Annotated in this window: 16 protein-coding genes and 1 pseudogene; 8 read left to right on the top strand and 9 right to left on the bottom strand. The window is 71.6% G+C overall.

The genetic code is table 11. From position 1 onward, the window contains the following. Positions 1 to 38: 38 nt before the first annotated feature. From B9G38_RS03955 to glyA, 5 genes are all read right to left on the bottom strand, one after another. A complete protein-coding gene (locus B9G38_RS03955) occupies positions 39 to 569 on the bottom strand; it encodes a YfcE family phosphodiesterase (protein WP_086219559.1) in 531 nt (176 codons plus the stop codon). A 36-nt stretch (positions 570 to 605) separates the two neighbouring features. Beyond that, positions 606 to 1,607: an ornithine cyclodeaminase family protein gene (locus B9G38_RS03950; protein ID WP_086219558.1), complete on the bottom strand. Its 1,002-nt coding sequence runs from the start codon at positions 1,605 to 1,607 to the stop codon at positions 606 to 608. Between the two features lie 89 nt (positions 1,608 to 1,696). Further along, entirely contained in the window at positions 1,697 to 1,951 is a 255-nt protein-coding gene (locus B9G38_RS03945; RefSeq protein ID WP_086219557.1) for a hypothetical protein, read from the bottom strand. A gap of 278 nt (positions 1,952 to 2,229) precedes the next feature. Then, on the bottom strand, positions 2,230 to 2,640 hold the full coding sequence (locus tag B9G38_RS03940; RefSeq protein WP_086219556.1) for a DUF3054 domain-containing protein: 411 nt from the start codon (positions 2,638 to 2,640) through the stop codon (positions 2,230 to 2,232). Positions 2,641 to 2,733: 93 nt separating this feature from the next. Further along, on the bottom strand, positions 2,734 to 3,981 hold the full coding sequence (gene glyA, locus B9G38_RS03935) for a serine hydroxymethyltransferase (protein WP_086219555.1): 1,248 nt from the start codon (positions 3,979 to 3,981) through the stop codon (positions 2,734 to 2,736). A 242-nt stretch (positions 3,982 to 4,223) separates the two neighbouring features. On the opposite strand from glyA, the gene tbsP reads away from it, so the two are divergent. The 5 genes from tbsP (at position 4,224) to B9G38_RS03910 (ending at position 9,618) form a co-directional block, all read left to right on the top strand. Further along, positions 4,224 to 5,045, top strand: a complete 822-nt coding sequence (gene tbsP / locus B9G38_RS03930) for a transcriptional regulator TbsP (RefSeq protein WP_086219554.1) — start codon at positions 4,224 to 4,226, stop codon at positions 5,043 to 5,045. Positions 5,046 to 5,148: 103 nt separating this feature from the next. Continuing rightward, positions 5,149 to 6,840, top strand: a complete 1,692-nt coding sequence (locus tag B9G38_RS03925) for a YcaO-like family protein (protein WP_086219553.1) — start codon at positions 5,149 to 5,151, stop codon at positions 6,838 to 6,840. A 99-nt stretch (positions 6,841 to 6,939) separates the two neighbouring features. Beyond that, entirely contained in the window at positions 6,940 to 7,278 is a 339-nt protein-coding gene (locus B9G38_RS03920; protein ID WP_086219552.1) for a cupin domain-containing protein, read from the top strand. Positions 7,279 to 7,463: 185 nt separating this feature from the next. Beyond that, positions 7,464 to 8,741 carry an aminotransferase class V-fold PLP-dependent enzyme gene (locus tag B9G38_RS03915; RefSeq protein ID WP_086219551.1) on the top strand — a complete coding sequence of 426 codons (1,278 nt, stop codon included), beginning with the start codon at positions 7,464 to 7,466 and terminating at the stop codon, positions 8,739 to 8,741. Between the two features lie 298 nt (positions 8,742 to 9,039). Next, complete coding sequence (locus B9G38_RS03910; protein ID WP_086219550.1) at positions 9,040 to 9,618, top strand: response regulator; 579 nt, start codon at positions 9,040 to 9,042, stop codon at positions 9,616 to 9,618. Between the two features lie 57 nt (positions 9,619 to 9,675). Here the strand turns inward: B9G38_RS03910 and B9G38_RS18165 are convergent, their stop codons facing one another. Next, the gene (locus B9G38_RS18165; RefSeq protein WP_167373079.1) at positions 9,676 to 9,837 is read right to left on the bottom strand and encodes a hypothetical protein; all 162 of its coding nucleotides are present in this window, start codon (positions 9,835 to 9,837) and stop codon (positions 9,676 to 9,678) included. Positions 9,838 to 9,950: 113 nt separating this feature from the next. Here B9G38_RS18165 and B9G38_RS03905 point away from each other — a divergent pair, with 113 nt between their 5' ends. The 3 genes from B9G38_RS03905 (at position 9,951) to B9G38_RS03895 (ending at position 13,278) form a co-directional block, all read left to right on the top strand. Beyond that, complete coding sequence (locus B9G38_RS03905) at positions 9,951 to 11,051, top strand: NADH:flavin oxidoreductase/NADH oxidase (RefSeq protein ID WP_086219549.1); 1,101 nt, start codon at positions 9,951 to 9,953, stop codon at positions 11,049 to 11,051. Between the two features lie 92 nt (positions 11,052 to 11,143). Beyond that, on the top strand, positions 11,144 to 12,397 hold the full coding sequence (gene eis, locus B9G38_RS03900; protein WP_086215649.1) for an enhanced intracellular survival protein Eis: 1,254 nt from the start codon (positions 11,144 to 11,146) through the stop codon (positions 12,395 to 12,397). A 77-nt stretch (positions 12,398 to 12,474) separates the two neighbouring features. Continuing rightward, on the top strand, positions 12,475 to 13,278 hold the full coding sequence (locus tag B9G38_RS03895) for a hypothetical protein (protein WP_086219548.1): 804 nt from the start codon (positions 12,475 to 12,477) through the stop codon (positions 13,276 to 13,278). Between the two features lie 9 nt (positions 13,279 to 13,287). Here the strand turns inward: B9G38_RS03895 and B9G38_RS03890 are convergent, their stop codons facing one another. The 3 genes and pseudogenes from B9G38_RS03890 to B9G38_RS03880 all read right to left on the bottom strand — a co-directional run. Then, on the bottom strand, positions 13,288 to 14,037 hold the full coding sequence (locus B9G38_RS03890; RefSeq protein WP_086219547.1) for a sugar phosphate isomerase/epimerase: 750 nt from the start codon (positions 14,035 to 14,037) through the stop codon (positions 13,288 to 13,290). 115 nt (positions 14,038 to 14,152) lie between these two features. Beyond that, positions 14,153 to 14,359 (bottom strand): hypothetical protein, encoded by a 207-nt coding sequence (locus B9G38_RS03885; protein ID WP_233125165.1) that lies wholly within the window; start codon positions 14,357 to 14,359, stop codon positions 14,153 to 14,155. Between the two features lie 232 nt (positions 14,360 to 14,591). Beyond that, positions 14,592 to 14,989: pseudogene (locus tag B9G38_RS03880) on the bottom strand (methionine synthase); the annotation flags it as partial.

Raw genomic sequence — 14,989 nt, 5'->3', positions numbered from 1 at the left:
ACTCGGGGTGCGAGCGGCGCGTCCGTTACCACGGGGCGTCAGCGGTCGAGGACGTGGTGGGTCACGGCGTCGACGCCGGAGGCCGCCGTGTCGAGCGTCGCCACGCGGAACGCGTCGTCCGCGCCGTCGACCGGGATCGGGAGCCCCCCGGGGTTCACCCGGACGGTCCCGCCGTGCGCCTCGGCGCCGTGCGCGTGGGTGTGCCCGTGGAGCACGTAGTCGTAGTCGCCGCAGTCGACGAGCGCGTCGACGACGAGGTCGCTCGTGCCGTGGGTGACCGCGACGTCGACGGCGTCACCCGCTCCGTCTCCGCCGCCGAACAAGAGCGCGGCAGCCTCGCCGTGGTAGGTGCCGAACTCCTCGACGGTCGACTCGACCGCCCACTCGCCGTCGTTGTTCCCGCGGACCGCGTGGAACGCGAAGTCGGCGTCGAACGGGGTCACTGAGAAGGGCGCGACGAAGTCGCCGCAGTGGACGACCGCGTCGACCCCCTCGCGCTCGAACAGCGAGACGGCCGCCTCGACCGCGGCCGAGTCGTCGTGCGTGTCTGAGACGATGCCGATCAGCATACCGGCCGGTCGGCGGCGCGCCACTTCAACCCCCGCCTACTCGCCAGTCAGCGCCTCGCTCGCGGGCGCGAAGTCGATGGTCTGCCCCCGACCCTTCTCGCTCGCGCGCTCGTACAGCATGTGCGCGGCCGCGACCGTCTCGACGCCGGTGCCGCCGGAGTCGAAGACTGTCACCGCGTCGTCGCTCGCCCGGCCGGGGTGGTCGCCCGCGACGACCGCGCCGAGGTCGGCGGCGATCCCCTCGCCCGCCTCGATCAGGCCGGCCTCGACCGCGGCGAGGTACGAGCCGGCGTCCTGCGTCGCGCGCGCCCTCAGGTCGGGGACGTACGTCGCCCGAGCGACGAGCTCGGGCGGGAGCTCGTTCTTCTCCGGGTCGTACTGGCCCATCGCCGTGACGTGAGTCCCCGGCTCCACGTCGGCGTCGGCGATCACGGGGTCGCTGGCGGTCGTCGCGGTGATGACCACGTCGGCCCCCGCCAGCGCGGCGCTCGCGCTCTCGACCGCGGTCACGTCGGCGGCGAGCCGGTCGCCGAAGTCAGCGGCGAACGCCTGGCGGTTCTCGCGGGTCGGCGAGAAGACGCGGACCGCCTCGAACTCGCGGACCGTGGCGGTCGTCGCGACCTGTCCGCGCGCCTGCGCGCCGCTGCCGATCACGGCGAGCTCGGTCGCGTCGTCGCGGGCGAGCGCGTCGACCGCGACCGCGCCCGCGGCGCCGGTCTTGAACGGGTTCATCGACGCGCCGTCGAGCAGCGCGAGCGGTTCGCCCGACTCGGCGTCGAACAGCGGCGTCATGAACCACGCGTCGCCCGCGCCGAACCCCGCCGAGTAGGTGTACCCGCCCATCGCGCCCGTCTCCGGGAGGAGGGCGGCGTAGGTGGTGAGCATGCCCGGCGGCTCGCGGTTGAGGAGCTTCGTCCGCGGCTCGGCGGGCGCTCCCTCGCCCACCTGTCGGTACGCGTCGCGCACGGCGGCGACGTAGTCGGCCGGGTCCGCGAGGTCGTCGACCTCGGAGCTAGTGAGGAACAGGGTCTCCGTCATAGTCGGCCACTCGTGGCGCGGGGACTAAACGGTACAGGACGCGGCGGCCGGAAACGCGACGCCGCGGCGACCGGGAATCACTCCGCGCCTCAGTCGGCGGTGCCCGCCGAGGAACCGCCGCCCGCGGAGCGCTCGCCGGCGTCGCCGTCGAACGGCCGCCGTTCGGGGGCGCTGTCCGCGACTGGATTTCGGACGAACATCGCGTGAGCCATCACCGTGGCCGCGGCGACGGCACCGACCGGGAGCGCCGACGTCAACGACAGTCCGACCAGCGTGAGCGAGGCGGTCACACCGATCAACGCCACCGGGATGAGCCCAAGCACGTAGTCGTAGTATCCAGTCATGCTTCCATTGGGTAGTAGTCGAAAATCAATATTAAATTTTTCCCGCGGTTCGGAAGCAGTTCGTCCGTGAACACGCGGATGTTACTCATAACTTATGGCTTGGCCCGAGGCTCCGTCGACTCGGGATGGGTAGTCGGCGAGAGGAGGGACCAGTGGGAAGAGAGGTCGGGGAGGAGAACGGCCAGCAAGGAGAGCAACACCACAGTCGGCCGGTCGACCGCGTCAGCGAGAAGCGAGGCACCGCGGTCGGGCGCTCGGCGCGCAGAGAGCGCGGGTGACTATCGGAACCGGAAGTAGAGGGCCCGCCAGGCGCCGAGGGCGACGGATCCCAACACGAGCATGACGGCGGCGAACGTGACTTCGGCCCCGCCGCGGAAGACGAACGCGCGCAGCGCGAGTCCGACGACCGCGGCCGGGATCCACGACCGGATCACGAGCGGGACCGAGGACTTCGCGGTCTCGACCGCGCCGGCGGAGTAGGCGCCCACGAGCGGCGCGACCACGACCCAGCCGATCAGGAAGGGAGCGAACACGCCCGCTAAGTACAGCGGGTTCGCGGTGAGGAACTCGACGGTCTGGTGGTTGAGCGTCCCGACGGTCAGTAACAGGATCAACGCGATCACGTCCCCGACGGCGAACGGCGCGGCGCCGCGGTCGAGGCGGGCGGCGAGAAACGGCGGAGCGTCCATACCGACCCCTGCGAGCCGGCCCCACTTTTACGCACGGATTCGTCCGCGCCGGTGCGGTCTCGCGACAGGGCGATCCCGCATCGGAGCGGTCGGTTACTCGTACAGCGGGTGCGCCTCGCAGAGCTCGACGACGCGCTCGCCGACCTCGTAGATGACGTCGTCGCTGTCGACGTCGTCGACGACGCGGTAGATCAGGTCGCCGACCTCCTCGATCGCGTCGGCGTCGAAGCCGCGGGTGGTGAGCCCGGCGGTGCCCGCGCGGATCCCCGAGGGGTCGAACGCCGACCGCGTCTCGCCGGGGACCGTGTTCCCGTTGAGGACGATGTTCGCGGCCGCGAGCGCGTCCTCCGCGTCCCCGCCGGAGAGGTCGGGGTGGGAGTCGCGCAGGTCGGCCAACACGAGGTGGTTGTCGGTCCCGCCGGAGACTAAAGAGAGCCCGTGCTCCTGAAGCGTCTCGGCGAGCACCTCCGCGTTGTCCACGACCTGCTGGGCGTACTCCTCGAACTCGGGCTCTAAGGCCTCCTTGAACCCGACCGCCTTGCCGGCGACGTTGTGCATCAGCGGGCCGCCCTGCCCGCCGGGGAAGACGGCCGAGTCGATGTCGTCCGCGAACTCCGCGTCGCACATCACGATCCCGCCGCGGCCGGCGCGGATCGTCTTGTGGGTCGAGCCCGTGACGAAGTCGGGGACGCCGACCGGCGAGGGGTGGACGCCCGCCGCGACGAGCCCGGTGATGTGGGCGATGTCCGCGAGGTGGTAGGCGTCGACCGCGTCGGCCGCCGCCTGGATTTTCTCCCACTCGACGGCGCGCGGGTACGCGGAGTAGCCCGAGACGACGATGTCGGGGTCGAACTCCTCGGCGACCTCCCGGAGCCCCTCGTAGTCGATGTACCCCGTCTCGGGGTCGACCTCGTACTGCTCGACCTCGTACAGCTGCCCCGTGAAGTTCGCGGGGTGGCCGTGCGAGAGGTGGCCGCCGTCGTTGAGCTTCAGCGACAGGATCTTGTCGCCCGGTTCGAGGACGGAGTAGTACACCGCCTGGTTCGCCTGCGTGCCGGAGTGCGGCTGGACGTTGACGTGGTCGGCGCCCCAAAGCTCCTTCGCGCGCTCGATGGCCAGCTCCTCGACCTCGTCGGCGTACTCGCAGCCGGCGTAGTAGCGCGACCCGGGGTAGCCCTCGGCGTACTTGTTGGTGAGGACGCTCCCCTGCGCCTCCAGCACCGCCTCGCTCACGTGGTTCTCGCTCGCGATCATCGCGAGCGTCTGCTCCTGTCTGTCGCGCTCGCCCGCCAGCGCGTCGGCGACCGCCGGATCGACCTCCCGGACGTGCTCGTGGTCCATGTGCGAACCCGGGCGCGACCGCGCATTAATCCTTCCGTCGCCGGCGCGCGTGCGACCCCGCTCGCGTCCGCTGCCCCGAGCGCGCGACCCGCGGCGGCCGGACGCGAGGCCGCCTCGCGTCGACTGCGCTTGGGTAACCCCGATCTGCCGAATTTACCCGCCTCAAGCACGCTTATCGGGTTATTCGTTCCATGAACCCCGTTAATATTAAATACGCAACCGGCTTTTATACCGAGAGACAAATGGTATCGAATTTACTGGCGGCCGACGTCGAGGCCGCGCTCGAAGCGGCCTTCGACGGGGACGACGACGAGCTTCTCGTCGTGGACCCCGCCGCAGAGACGATCGTATCGCTGGTCGAGACGGCCGTCGGGTGGGACGACCTCCCGAAGCTGTCGATGCTCGCCGACGAACGCACCCTGAAGGACGTGCTCGACGACTTCGTCGTCGCGTCCCGGGCCGCGGACCTCGTCGCCGACGGCGACCTGGACATCCGAGTGCTGGACGGGGAGGTCGACAACGCCCTGTTCGTCTCGCCCTCTCGGGTCGTCGCCCTGGTCACCGCGGGGGAGGGCGTCGCCGCGCTCTCGACCGACGACGCGGAGTTCGTCGAGGAGGTGTACGAGACCCAGCGCGCCGCCTTCGACGACGCAGAGGCGTACGCGCTCCGCACGCCGGCGATCGCCCGGGTCCGCGAGACGCTGGAGTCCGAGATCGGTGAGGAGGCCCGGTCGGACTTCGACGCCGTCCTCGACGCGACCGAGCGCGACGACGGGGTGGACCTCGACGAGGTGACCGTCTCGCTGCGCGTCGCGGCGAAGAACGACGTGCTCCTCTACGACATCTCGAAGTGGGGCGAGGACGTCGGTATCGCCTCGAAGGCGACGTTCTCCCGGACGAAGACGCGCCTCGAAGATCAGGGGATCATCGACACGGAGAAGGTCCCGATCGACGTCGGCCGACCGCGGCTCCGCCTGAAGCTCGGCGACGACCGGCTCCGGGACATCGACGCCGCGGAGCTGGCCGCCGAGGCCGCCGAGATGCTGGCGGCGACGCCCGCCTGAGCGCGCCCGCGAGCGCTCTCGGACTCCCTCCGCGGACGCGCCGAACGAGCCGCCGCGCGCCGCGGACCCGCGGCTTTTTTTCGCCGCCTCGCGTCGACCGGGTATGGACATCGGACTTGTCGGCGACGGCCCCGCGGTCGAGGCCGCCGAGGCCGCGCTCGGCGACGTCGACGTGAACGCGATGCCGGTCGAGGCCGACCTCCTCGACGGATTCGACGCCGCGGTCGTCGTCGACACCGCCGGGTCGGCGACGTTCGGGGCCGCGGACGACATGCTCGATCGGTGGGTCGCGGTCGAGGTGGGTGGGCTCGGCGGCGTTCCCCTCGCCGACCTCGACGTCGCCGTGACCGTCTTCGACGACGCCTGCTACGACTGCCTGCGCGCCCGGGTCGAGAGCGGCGGGGCGGAGCCCGCCGACGCGCCGACCGGCCGCCGGTCCGCGGTGCGCTACGCCGGCGCGGTGGCCGGACGCCGGACGATCCGGCTCCTCGCGGGCGACCCGGTGGCGGACACCGTCGTCGAGGTGCCGGGCGGCGAGCGGACCCTCCTCCCGGTACCGGGGTGCGGCTGCGGCGACGGCCCCGGGGACGCGCTCCCGCGCGACCACGCCGACCGCGGCCTCGACGAGGCGATCGACCGGGCAGAGCGCGCCGTCGACCGCCGGATCGGCGCGCTGGCGGAGGTCGGCGAGCAGGAGTCGTTCCCCGTGCCGTACTACGTCGCGCGGGTCGCGGACACCACCCCGTTCTCCGACGCCGACGCGGCGGACTTCGGTGGTGGCGCGGCCGCCGACTGGGACGCCGCGTTCATGAAGGCGCTCGGCGAGGGGCTAGAGCGGTACGCGGCGGGCGTCTACCGCGAGGCGTCGTTCGCGCGCGCGCCGGCCGCGAACGTTCCGAACCCGGTCACCCCGGACGCGTTCGTCCGCCCCGACGGCGCCGAGGCGTACGACCGCGACGACCGGCTCTCGTGGGTCCGCGGCGAACGACTCGGGACGGGCGAACCGGCGAGCCTCCCGGCGGAGTTCGTTCACTTCCCGCCGCCGGAGCGGCGGTACCGGCCGCCGATCACGACCGGGCTCGGCCTCGGTAGCTCGGGTCCGGACGCCGCGCTCTCCGGGCTGTACGAGGCGATCGAGCGCGACGCGACGATGACGAGCTGGTACTCCACGACGGAGCCGCTCGGGCTCGACGTCGACGACCCGGGCTTCGCCGAACTGGAGAAGCGAGCGCGGGCAGAGTCGCTGTCGGTGACGCCGCTGCTCGTCACGACCGACGTGGACGTGCCCGTCGTCGCGGTCGGGGTCAGCCGTGAGGGCGACTGGCCGCGGTTCGCCGCGGGGTCGGGCGCCGACCTCGACCCGGCCGCGGCGGCGCGGAGCGCGCTCGCTGAGGCGCTCCAGAACTGGACCGAGCTCCGCTCGATGGGGCGGGACGCGGCCGACGAGCAGGGGGCGGCGATCGGCCACCACGCCGACCTGCCCGGGGAGACGGCCGCGTTCTTCGACCCGGACGCGTCCGTCTCGGCCGAGGGGCTCGGGGAGCCGGAGCTGACGGGCGAGGCCGAGCTGTCGGCCGTCGTCGACCGCGTCGAGGCCGTCGGGCTCGACCCGTACGTCGCCCGGGTGACGACCCGCGACCTCGCTGCGCTGGGCTTCGAGGCCGCGCGGGTGCTCGTGCCGGGCGCACAGCCGCTGTTCACCGGCGACCCGTTCTTCGGCGACCGCGCCCGCGAGGTGCCGCGGTCGATGGGGTTCGAGCCCGCGCTCGACCGGCCGTACCACCCGTTCCCGTGACGGCGGCTGGGTCGGAGACGCCGACGGTGCGGTCCGACCCTCCCGGCGCCGACTGCCCGTGCCCGCGGATTTAGGTGGCTCGGGGTCGCGGGGGACCGTATGGACGTCGCACCCGACGCGGACGCGGAGGCGGTCGAGGCGGTCGACGGCGTGTTCCTCACGCAGGGGGCCGTCGGCGACGACGTGAGCATCCAGCGGTTCGAGATCGAACCGGGCGAGACGGTGCCCGAACACGACCACCCGCACGAGCAGGTCGGCGTGATCACGGCCGGGCGGCTGACGTTCGTCGCGGACGGCGAGGAGCGCGTCGTCGGTCCCGACGACACCTACGTGATCCCCGGCGGCGAGCCGCACGCGGCCGAGAACCGGACGGACGAGCCGGTCGTCGGCTTCGACATCTTCTCGCCGCCGCGGGCGAATCCGGACTGGGGGGAGTAGGCGGCCGCGGGAGTCGTCGGAGCGGGGGCGGGTCCGAGGAGGTGCCGGGCGGTCCGAGGCGCAAGTCGCCGCGGGGCGGATCCGGGGGGTACCCCGCCGCGGACCGGCCGATATCGCGCGTCTGCGATACCCGCAAGACGTACCGGACCGAAGGTGTGTTAGTGCTCGGGGCCTGATAACAGGTAATGGGAGTCCACGAACAGTACCCGTTCGATGTGGAGGCGCTCCGCGCCGATTTCCCGATCCTCGATCGGCAGGTCGGCGGCGACCCGGAGACGGCCGGCGAGGGCGCGGGCGACGACACCCCGCTGGTCTACCTCGACAACGCAGCGACCTCGCACACGCCCGACCCGGTCGTCGACGCCATCTCCGACTACTACCGGAGCTACAACGCGAACGTCCACCGGGGGATCCACCAGCTGAGCCAGGAGGCCTCCGTCGCGTACGAGGAGGCCCACGACGCGGTCGCCGACTTCATCGGCGCGGCGGGCCGCGAGGAGATCGTCTTCACCAAGAACACGACCGAGGCGATGAACCTCGTCGCGTACGCCTGGGGGCTGGAGGAGCTCGGCCCCGGCGACAACGTCGTCCTCTCCGAGATGGAACACCACGCCTCGCTCGTCACCTGGCAGCAGATCGGCAAGCGGACGGGCGCCGACGTGCGCTTCATCGACGTCACCGACGAGGGGCGGCTCGACATGGACCACGCGGCGGAGCTCGTCGACGACGACACCGAGATGGTGTCGGTCGTCCACGTCTCGAACACGCTCGGCACCGTGAACCCGATCAGGGAGCTGGCCGACCTGGCCCACGATCACGGCGCGTACGTCTTCGCCGACGCCGCGCAGTCGGTGCCGACGCGCCCGGTCGACGTCGACGAGCTCGACGTCGACTTCCTCGCCTTCTCCGGCCACAAGATGTGCGGCCCGACCGGGATCGGCGTCCTCTACGGTCGCGAGGAGATCCTCGACGAGATGAGCCCGTACCTCTACGGCGGGGACATGATCCGGCGGGTCTCCTTCGAGGACTCCACGTGGGAGGACCTGCCGTGGAAGTTCGAGGCCGGAACCCCCTCCATCGCTCAGGGGATCGGCCTCGCGGCCGCGATCGAGTACGTCGAAGCGATCGGTATGGACCGGATCGAGGCCCACGAGGACCTGCTGGCCGAGTACGCCTACGACGAACTCGACGAACTCGGCGGCGTCGAGATATACGGCCCGCCCGGGGACGACCGCGGCGGCCTCGTTGCGTTCAACGTCGACGGCGTCCACGCCCACGACCTCTCCAGCATCCTCAACGACTACGGCGTCGCGATCCGAGCCGGGGATCACTGTACGCAGCCGCTCCACGACGAGATGGGCGTCGCCGCCTCCGCGCGCGCCTCCTTCTACTTCTACAACACCGTCGAGGAGGTCGACGCCCTGGTCGACGCGGTCCGGGAGGCGCGCGACCTGTTCGCCTAAGGCCTCTCGGCCGGCGGCGTTCGACGCCGTAACGGGCCCTTCGGCGACGCTCGATCCCGTCAGCGGGCACTCCGGCGTGAGCCGCACGCCCACGGCGTCGCGCCGCGTGCGGCCCAGAGAGAGAAATCCTCCGTACGTCCGGGAATTTTCACCTAATACTACCGGATAATCGCGTTTGAGGGGCGTGACAACGGTGATCGCGGAATTATTATACCGTTCCCGCGGCTACTGTTGGTAGAAGGATTACAACCGTCGTAGTAAGTTATTCTTCGACGAGTCGTCGCCAGCGCCACAACCCATGACCGACCAGACACCGCCGTCCGAAACACACGCGGACACGACCGCAGCCACCGACCGAGTCGAAACGACCGTCAGCGAGGAGAACCGCGAAGCGCCGATCGCCGTCCTCCAGATCGAGCCCGACGCCCGCTCCGCGGAGCTCTTCGAGACGTTCGCCGAGCGGATCACGGACCGCGTCCACGTCCGGTCCGTGAAGCGCCTCGCCGACGGGGTCGACGCCATCGAGACCGGCATCGAGGTCGGCGGCGAGCGGGTCGCGGTCGACTGCGTCGTGACCGAACAGCGGCTCCCGGACGGGCACGGCGTCGACCTCACCGAACGGTTGCGCGAGGTCGACCCGGCGCTCCCGGTCGTGTTCCACAGCACGTGTCCGAGCGAGGAGTGCGAGGCGGCGGCGTTCGGCGCCGGCGCGGACGCCTACTTCGAGAAGGGATCCGACCGCGGGCGATACGACGCGATCCTCGACCGGATCCGCGCGCTCGCCGACGCGCAGCGCAGGGAAGAAGGGGGCACGGGAACGGCTGCGACGCCACGGACCGCCGGTTCGACCGGAGAGACGCTCCGCTCGGAAGAGTGAACTCGACGGGCTGGGCGGGAGGAGACGCCGCGCCGGTCGAGCGCCGTTGAGGACGCGTTACCGTTCGAGATCGACGGTGAGGTCGGTCGCGATCCACGCGTCGGTGTTGCCCTGTTCGGCGAAGACGGTCCGTTCCTCCGAGCAGCGGGTCGCGGCGACCGTCGGTCGCTCCTCGGTCGCCGGCTCGGCGTCCGGCTCGATCCGGTCTCCCGTTGTCATTACACCCCGCTCAGGGAGCGGCGGGCATATAGATTTCGGTCGGCCTAAACCAGCGGCGGCGATCCGGGCGGGGGATCGGAGGGCCTTACGTCGCGGCGGTCGTGCGCCGATCCGTGACCGACACGCTGTTCACGCCGCTTTCGCTTCGCGACACCGAGTTCCGGAACCGCATCATGCTGTCGCCGATGTGTCAGTACTCCGCCGACGACGGCCTGGCCACCGACTGGCACCGGGTCCACCTCGGCGCCCGCGCCGCCGGGGGCGCCGGAGTCGTGATGACGGAGGCGACCGCGGTCGAGGCCCGCGGACGGATCACGCCGGACTGCCTCGGGATCTGGTCCGACGAGCACGCCGAGGCGATCGAACCGATCGTCGAGTTCGTCCGGTCGCAGGGTGCGGCGCCGGGGATCCAACTGGCACACGCCGGTCGGAAGGCCTCACACCGGCCGCCGGCCGAGGGGGGCGACCCCATTCCGGGAGACGAGGCGGACGGGTGGGAGACCGTCTCCGCGACCGGCGAGCCCTACCCCCACGCGGAGGTCGGCGAGGACGGACTCGCCGACACCCGCCGGCTGGACGAGGCGGGGATCGACGAGGTGATCGACGCGTTCGCGGCCGCCGCGGAACGCTCGCGCGACGTCGGGTTCGAGGTCGCGGAGGTCCACGCGGCCCACGGCTACCTCCTCCACCAGTTCCTCTCGCCCGTCACCAACGACCGCGACGACGAGTACGGTGGAAGCTTCGAGGACCGCACGCGACTCCTGCGCGAGGTCGTCGCGGCCGTCCGCGACGTCTGGCCGGACGGGAAACCCGTCTTCGTCCGCATCTCCGCGACCGACTGGCTCCCCGACCGCGAGTCGTGGGACGTGGACGACTCGGTGCGGCTGGCCCCCCTCCTCGCCGACGCCGGCGCCGACCTGATAGACGTCTCCGGCGGCGGCATCCACCCGGACCAGGAGCTCCCGAGCGCGGGGCCGGGATACCAGGTGCCGTACGCCGAGGCGATCCGCGAGGGGACTGACGTGCCCGTCGCCGCGGTCGGCGGGATCACGGAGCCGACCCACGCCGACGCCCTCGTGCGGAACGAGCGGGCCGACCTCGTGGCGTTGGGCCGCGAGCTGCTCCGCCATCCGCACTGGCCGCTAGAGGCCGCCCACGAACTCGGCGCGGACGTCGAGTGGCCGGTCCAGTACCGCCGCGGCCGGTTCGACTAAGCCGGCCGCGCGACCGGCCGCGGGCGGCGGTGGCGTGAGAACCACACGCAGGCGCCGGGAACACTTATCAGGCTCCCGGGTGCCGACGGCGTATGGGCGACCTCGACTACCGGCCCTTCCCGGAGAAGCGCGAGGACGAGTTCAGCGCGTTCATGCGGTACGCCTTCTCTCCCGAGCAGGGGCCGTACGACCCCGAGGCCGACGACGACGACCGCGAGCACCTCGCCGAGTACCGGGGGCTGTTCGACGGCGAGGAGGCGGTCGCGGTGTGCGGCCACCACGACTTCACGCTCCGGATCCGCGGGCGCGACCGCGACGCCGCCGGCCTCTCCGCGGTCGCCTCCCCGCCGGAACACCGGCGCCAGGGTCACATCGAGCGGCTCCTCCGCGAGTCGCTGACGGAGTACCGGGAAGACGAGATTCGGTACTCCGTGCTGTGGCCGTTCGAACACCCCTTCTACCGCCGGTACGGGTGGGGGACGGTGAGTCGATATCGGTGGGTGAAGACGCCGCCGGAACAGTTGGCGTTCGCGGCCGACGCGACTGACGGAGGTGACGAAACGGGGAAATTCCGGCGGCTCGACGAGGGCGACTACGAGGCGGCGGCAGACCTCCTCGCCGCGACCGCGGACCGGTACGACTTCACGATGGCGCGGACGGCGGCGTGGTGGCGCGAGAACACCCTCCGCGGGTGGCAGACCGATCCCTTCGTCTACGGCCTCGGACGGGACGACGACCTCCGCGCGCTGCTGTCGTACACGTTCACCGAGCGCGACGACGGCGACGGGAAGGCGATGGTCGTCTCCGACGCCGCCGTCGCCGACCCGTCCGCGTGGGACGAGGTGTTCCGCTTCTGTCGGGACCACGACTCGCAGGTCGAGCGCGTCCGGCTCCGCCTCCCCGCGGACGTGAGCCTCCTCGACCGCGTCGACGACCCGCGGGCGGTGACCGAGGAGGTTCGCGCCGGACCGATGTTCCGGCTCGTCGATGTCCCTGCGGCGCTGCGAGAGCTGGCCCCCGACCCGGATCTCGACGCCGAGTTCACGCTCGCGGTCGACGACCCGCTCGTCGACTGGCACGACCGACCGATCCGGGTGACAGTCGCGGGCGGCGAGATCGACGCCGAGCGGGTCGACTCCGGCGGAGACCCCGGAAGCCCGGACGACGCCGACGTAGCGGCGGGAATCGGCCCGCTCTCGCAGCTGTACGCCGGGTACCGCGGCGTCGACGACCTCCGGGCGCACGCCGCGCTGGACGTCGGCGACGACGCTTTCGGCGAGGGGCTCGCCGCCGACCTCGGCGCACTCTTCCCGCCGCGGCCGACGTTCCTGCGCGAGGCCTTCTGACCGGCGGCGGTGCGGCCGGTCTGGGCCGGGCGCGACCGCTGCCGGGCTTTTTATCCGCGCGCGCCGTAGCAGGTGGCATGAGTTCCCGCGACCGACGCGACGACGACCTCGAGGAGCGGCTCGACGAGCTCGAGGACGTGCTGGGCGAGCTCCGGGCCGACCTCCGGGAGAGCGAGCGCGACCGCCGGGGTCCCCCGCGGCCGCCGCGGCTCTCGGAGCTGGTGCGGTTCACCGAGCAGTACACCATCCCGACGGTCATCGCGCTGCTGGAGACGACGATCAAGTCGCTCGAACTGCTCCGGGGGACGCTCCGGCTCGCGGACCCGGGGCGGAGCGTCGCCGAGGGCGCCGAGGGGGCGGGCGACCGCCTCGCGGACGTGCGCGACGGCGCGACTGCCGGGCTCTCGCGCTCCCTCTCTGAGCTGCGGACCGCGCTCTCGGAGGCCGACCTCCCCGAGGAGGCCGCCTCGCGCTCGATCATCGCCGACGCGCGCGACCTCACCGCGGAGACCGAGTCCCGCATCGACGAGGGGCGCCGCGAGGCGGACGCGGCGCGCGACCGGCGGCTGGGCGGCGACCGCAACGCGCGGAGCCGAGGGGACGCCGAGGAGCGGTCCGACCGAGGCGACGGCGCGAACCCCGTCCGGATCGACGTGACCGAACCCGGCGAGAGCGACGACGCGGGCGACGAGGCGCCCGGTGAGGGCGATGCGAGCGGTGACGCCGCCGACGAGCCGCCGGAGGTCGACGTGGAGTCCGAGCTGGAGTCGATCAAACAGCAGGTCGACGGCGACGCGGCCGAGACGAGCGGCGATGCGGCCGACGCGAGCGACGACGCGCCCGGAGCGGACGACGAGGACGCGGCCGGCGGAGCGAACTGAGCCGCGAAGTCAAAAGGACGCGCCGAGGCGGTCGGCGACGCGCTCGGCCGAGTCGAGGAGCAGCGCCGCATCGTCGGTGAACACCTCCAGCGCGACCGTCCCGCCGAAGCCGTCGAGCTCGGACGCGACGAGGTCGTAGTCGACCTCGCCGGCCCCGACCGGGAGGTGGGTGTCGCCGCGGCGGCGCACGTCGTGACAGTGGAGGTGCGAGATCCGGTCGCCGTGGCTGCGGAGGAACCGCCTGATCGCCTTGTTGCCGCCCTCCATGTACGCGTGGCCCACGTCGAAGCAGATCGGCGTGTCGGTCTCGCGGGCGAGGTCGCCGAGGACCGAGAGCTGGAGCCCCGCGTGCTGGTGGCCGACGTTCTCGACGACGACCTCGACGCCCGCCTCGCGGCCGACGTCGGCGAGGCGCCGGAGCTGGTCGGCCGCGGTCTCGCGGAACGCCACGTCGTCGCGGTCGGCGGAGGTGGCGTGGAGGACCGCCTTCTCCGCGCCGAGGTCGCCGGCCGCGGTCAGGAGCCGGCGCTGGTAGTCGACGATGGCGTCGTTCACCTCGGGGACGTAGCTGGCCAGTCGCTGGCTGTACGGCAGGTGGACGAGCAGGTCGCGGCCGCCGAGCGCGTCCGTCAGGCGGCCGGGGTCGACCTCGTCCGGCACGAGCGTCGGCTCGCCGACGCCGAGTTCGCAGAAGTCGAACCGCGCCGGCGACGCTGCGAGGCGGTCGAGGTCGTCACCGACCGTCACGCCGATGTCCATGTCGGCGGTGGGTGCGGCGAGCTTTTATAAATAGCGGCGTGGGTTCGGTGGCGCAGTTGCGACCGAACGCGGCCGCTCCACGGCCAGTCCGCTCGGATACCCGGAATCGCGTCTGTCAGTACCGGTCCGGCGCCGAATCCACGTACCCCTTCAGCGCGATTGGAACCACGAAGAAGCCGATTACACAGGTTATCGTCACCACGATCTGATCCGGCCTCGGGAGGTCTCCGAGCACGATGAGCAACGTCAACGACGCGCCGAGGTAAAGGAACGCGATCGCCCATCGAACGACGGGGTTCGCCAGCAGCCGAACGGTGTTCACGATCGGAGTCGTATGTGGTCTCTGTACGAAACGTTTGGCTTCGATCTGACCGCTTTCGGGGGGAAAGCGGCCGCTCGGAAACTGTGCTCGAACGGACTCAGCCGATCTCGCACCGGGCTTAGCGCGGGGGAATTCAGCGTTCGGCCCGCAGTGAACAGGCGAGGGTATCGCCGACTCGAAGGGCGGACCGAGAGTCACAGGAGCGGTGCCGAGACGAACGCTCGACGACGCCTCAGTCGTCCGCGAGCGGGTTGTCGAGGTCGATGTCGCCGGCGTCGATCTCCGCTTCGACCTCGCGGACCGCGGTCACCATGTTCTCCGTCTTGCCGTACGCGATGTCGCGCGGGAGGAGCTTCAGCCCGCAGTCGGGCGAGATCGTGAGCTTCTCCGGCGGGACGACGCGGAGGCCCTGTCGGATGTTCGCTTTGATCTCCTCGACCGGCTCGACCTCGGCGGTGTGGGCGTCGACGACGCCGAGCGCGAGGTCGGGCTCGAACTCGGGGTCGGTGAACGTCGGGATCTGCTCGAAGTCGCCGTTACATAGCTCCACGTCGAACTCGTCGATCGGGTAGTCGTTGATCTCGGGGTAGATCCGCGAGTAGTCGCCGTAGCAGACGTGGAGGCCGATCC

It is taken from the genome of Halorubrum sp. SD612 (assembly GCF_002135005.1).
Note: the sequence above shows the minus strand (reverse complement) of the source record. Positions and strands in the feature narration are given on the sequence as shown.

What these genes read in the sequence shown, in the direction of transcription:
- B9G38_RS03955 (WP_086219559.1), bottom strand. Translation starts at nt 569, where the DNA reads ATGCTGATCGGCATCGTCTCAGACACGCACGACGACTCGGCCGCGGTC.
- B9G38_RS03950 (WP_086219558.1), bottom strand. Translation starts at nt 1,607, where the DNA reads ATGACGGAGACCCTGTTCCTCACTAGCTCCGAGGTCGACGACCTCGCG.
- B9G38_RS03945 (WP_086219557.1), bottom strand. Translation starts at nt 1,951, where the DNA reads ATGACTGGATACTACGACTACGTGCTTGGGCTCATCCCGGTGGCGTTG.
- B9G38_RS03940 (WP_086219556.1), bottom strand. Translation starts at nt 2,640, where the DNA reads ATGGACGCTCCGCCGTTTCTCGCCGCCCGCCTCGACCGCGGCGCCGCG.
- glyA (WP_086219555.1), bottom strand. Translation starts at nt 3,981, where the DNA reads ATGGACCACGAGCACGTCCGGGAGGTCGATCCGGCGGTCGCCGACGCG.
- tbsP (WP_086219554.1), top strand. Translation starts at nt 4,224, where the DNA reads ATGGTATCGAATTTACTGGCGGCCGACGTCGAGGCCGCGCTCGAAGCG.
- B9G38_RS03925 (WP_086219553.1), top strand. Translation starts at nt 5,149, where the DNA reads ATGGACATCGGACTTGTCGGCGACGGCCCCGCGGTCGAGGCCGCCGAG.
- B9G38_RS03920 (WP_086219552.1), top strand. Translation starts at nt 6,940, where the DNA reads ATGGACGTCGCACCCGACGCGGACGCGGAGGCGGTCGAGGCGGTCGAC.
- B9G38_RS03915 (WP_086219551.1), top strand. Translation starts at nt 7,464, where the DNA reads ATGGGAGTCCACGAACAGTACCCGTTCGATGTGGAGGCGCTCCGCGCC.
- B9G38_RS03910 (WP_086219550.1), top strand. Translation starts at nt 9,040, where the DNA reads ATGACCGACCAGACACCGCCGTCCGAAACACACGCGGACACGACCGCA.
- B9G38_RS18165 (WP_167373079.1), bottom strand. Translation starts at nt 9,837, where the DNA reads ATGACAACGGGAGACCGGATCGAGCCGGACGCCGAGCCGGCGACCGAG.
- eis (WP_086215649.1), top strand. Translation starts at nt 11,144, where the DNA reads ATGGGCGACCTCGACTACCGGCCCTTCCCGGAGAAGCGCGAGGACGAG.
- B9G38_RS03895 (WP_086219548.1), top strand. Translation starts at nt 12,475, where the DNA reads ATGAGTTCCCGCGACCGACGCGACGACGACCTCGAGGAGCGGCTCGAC.
- B9G38_RS03890 (WP_086219547.1), bottom strand. Translation starts at nt 14,037, where the DNA reads ATGGACATCGGCGTGACGGTCGGTGACGACCTCGACCGCCTCGCAGCG.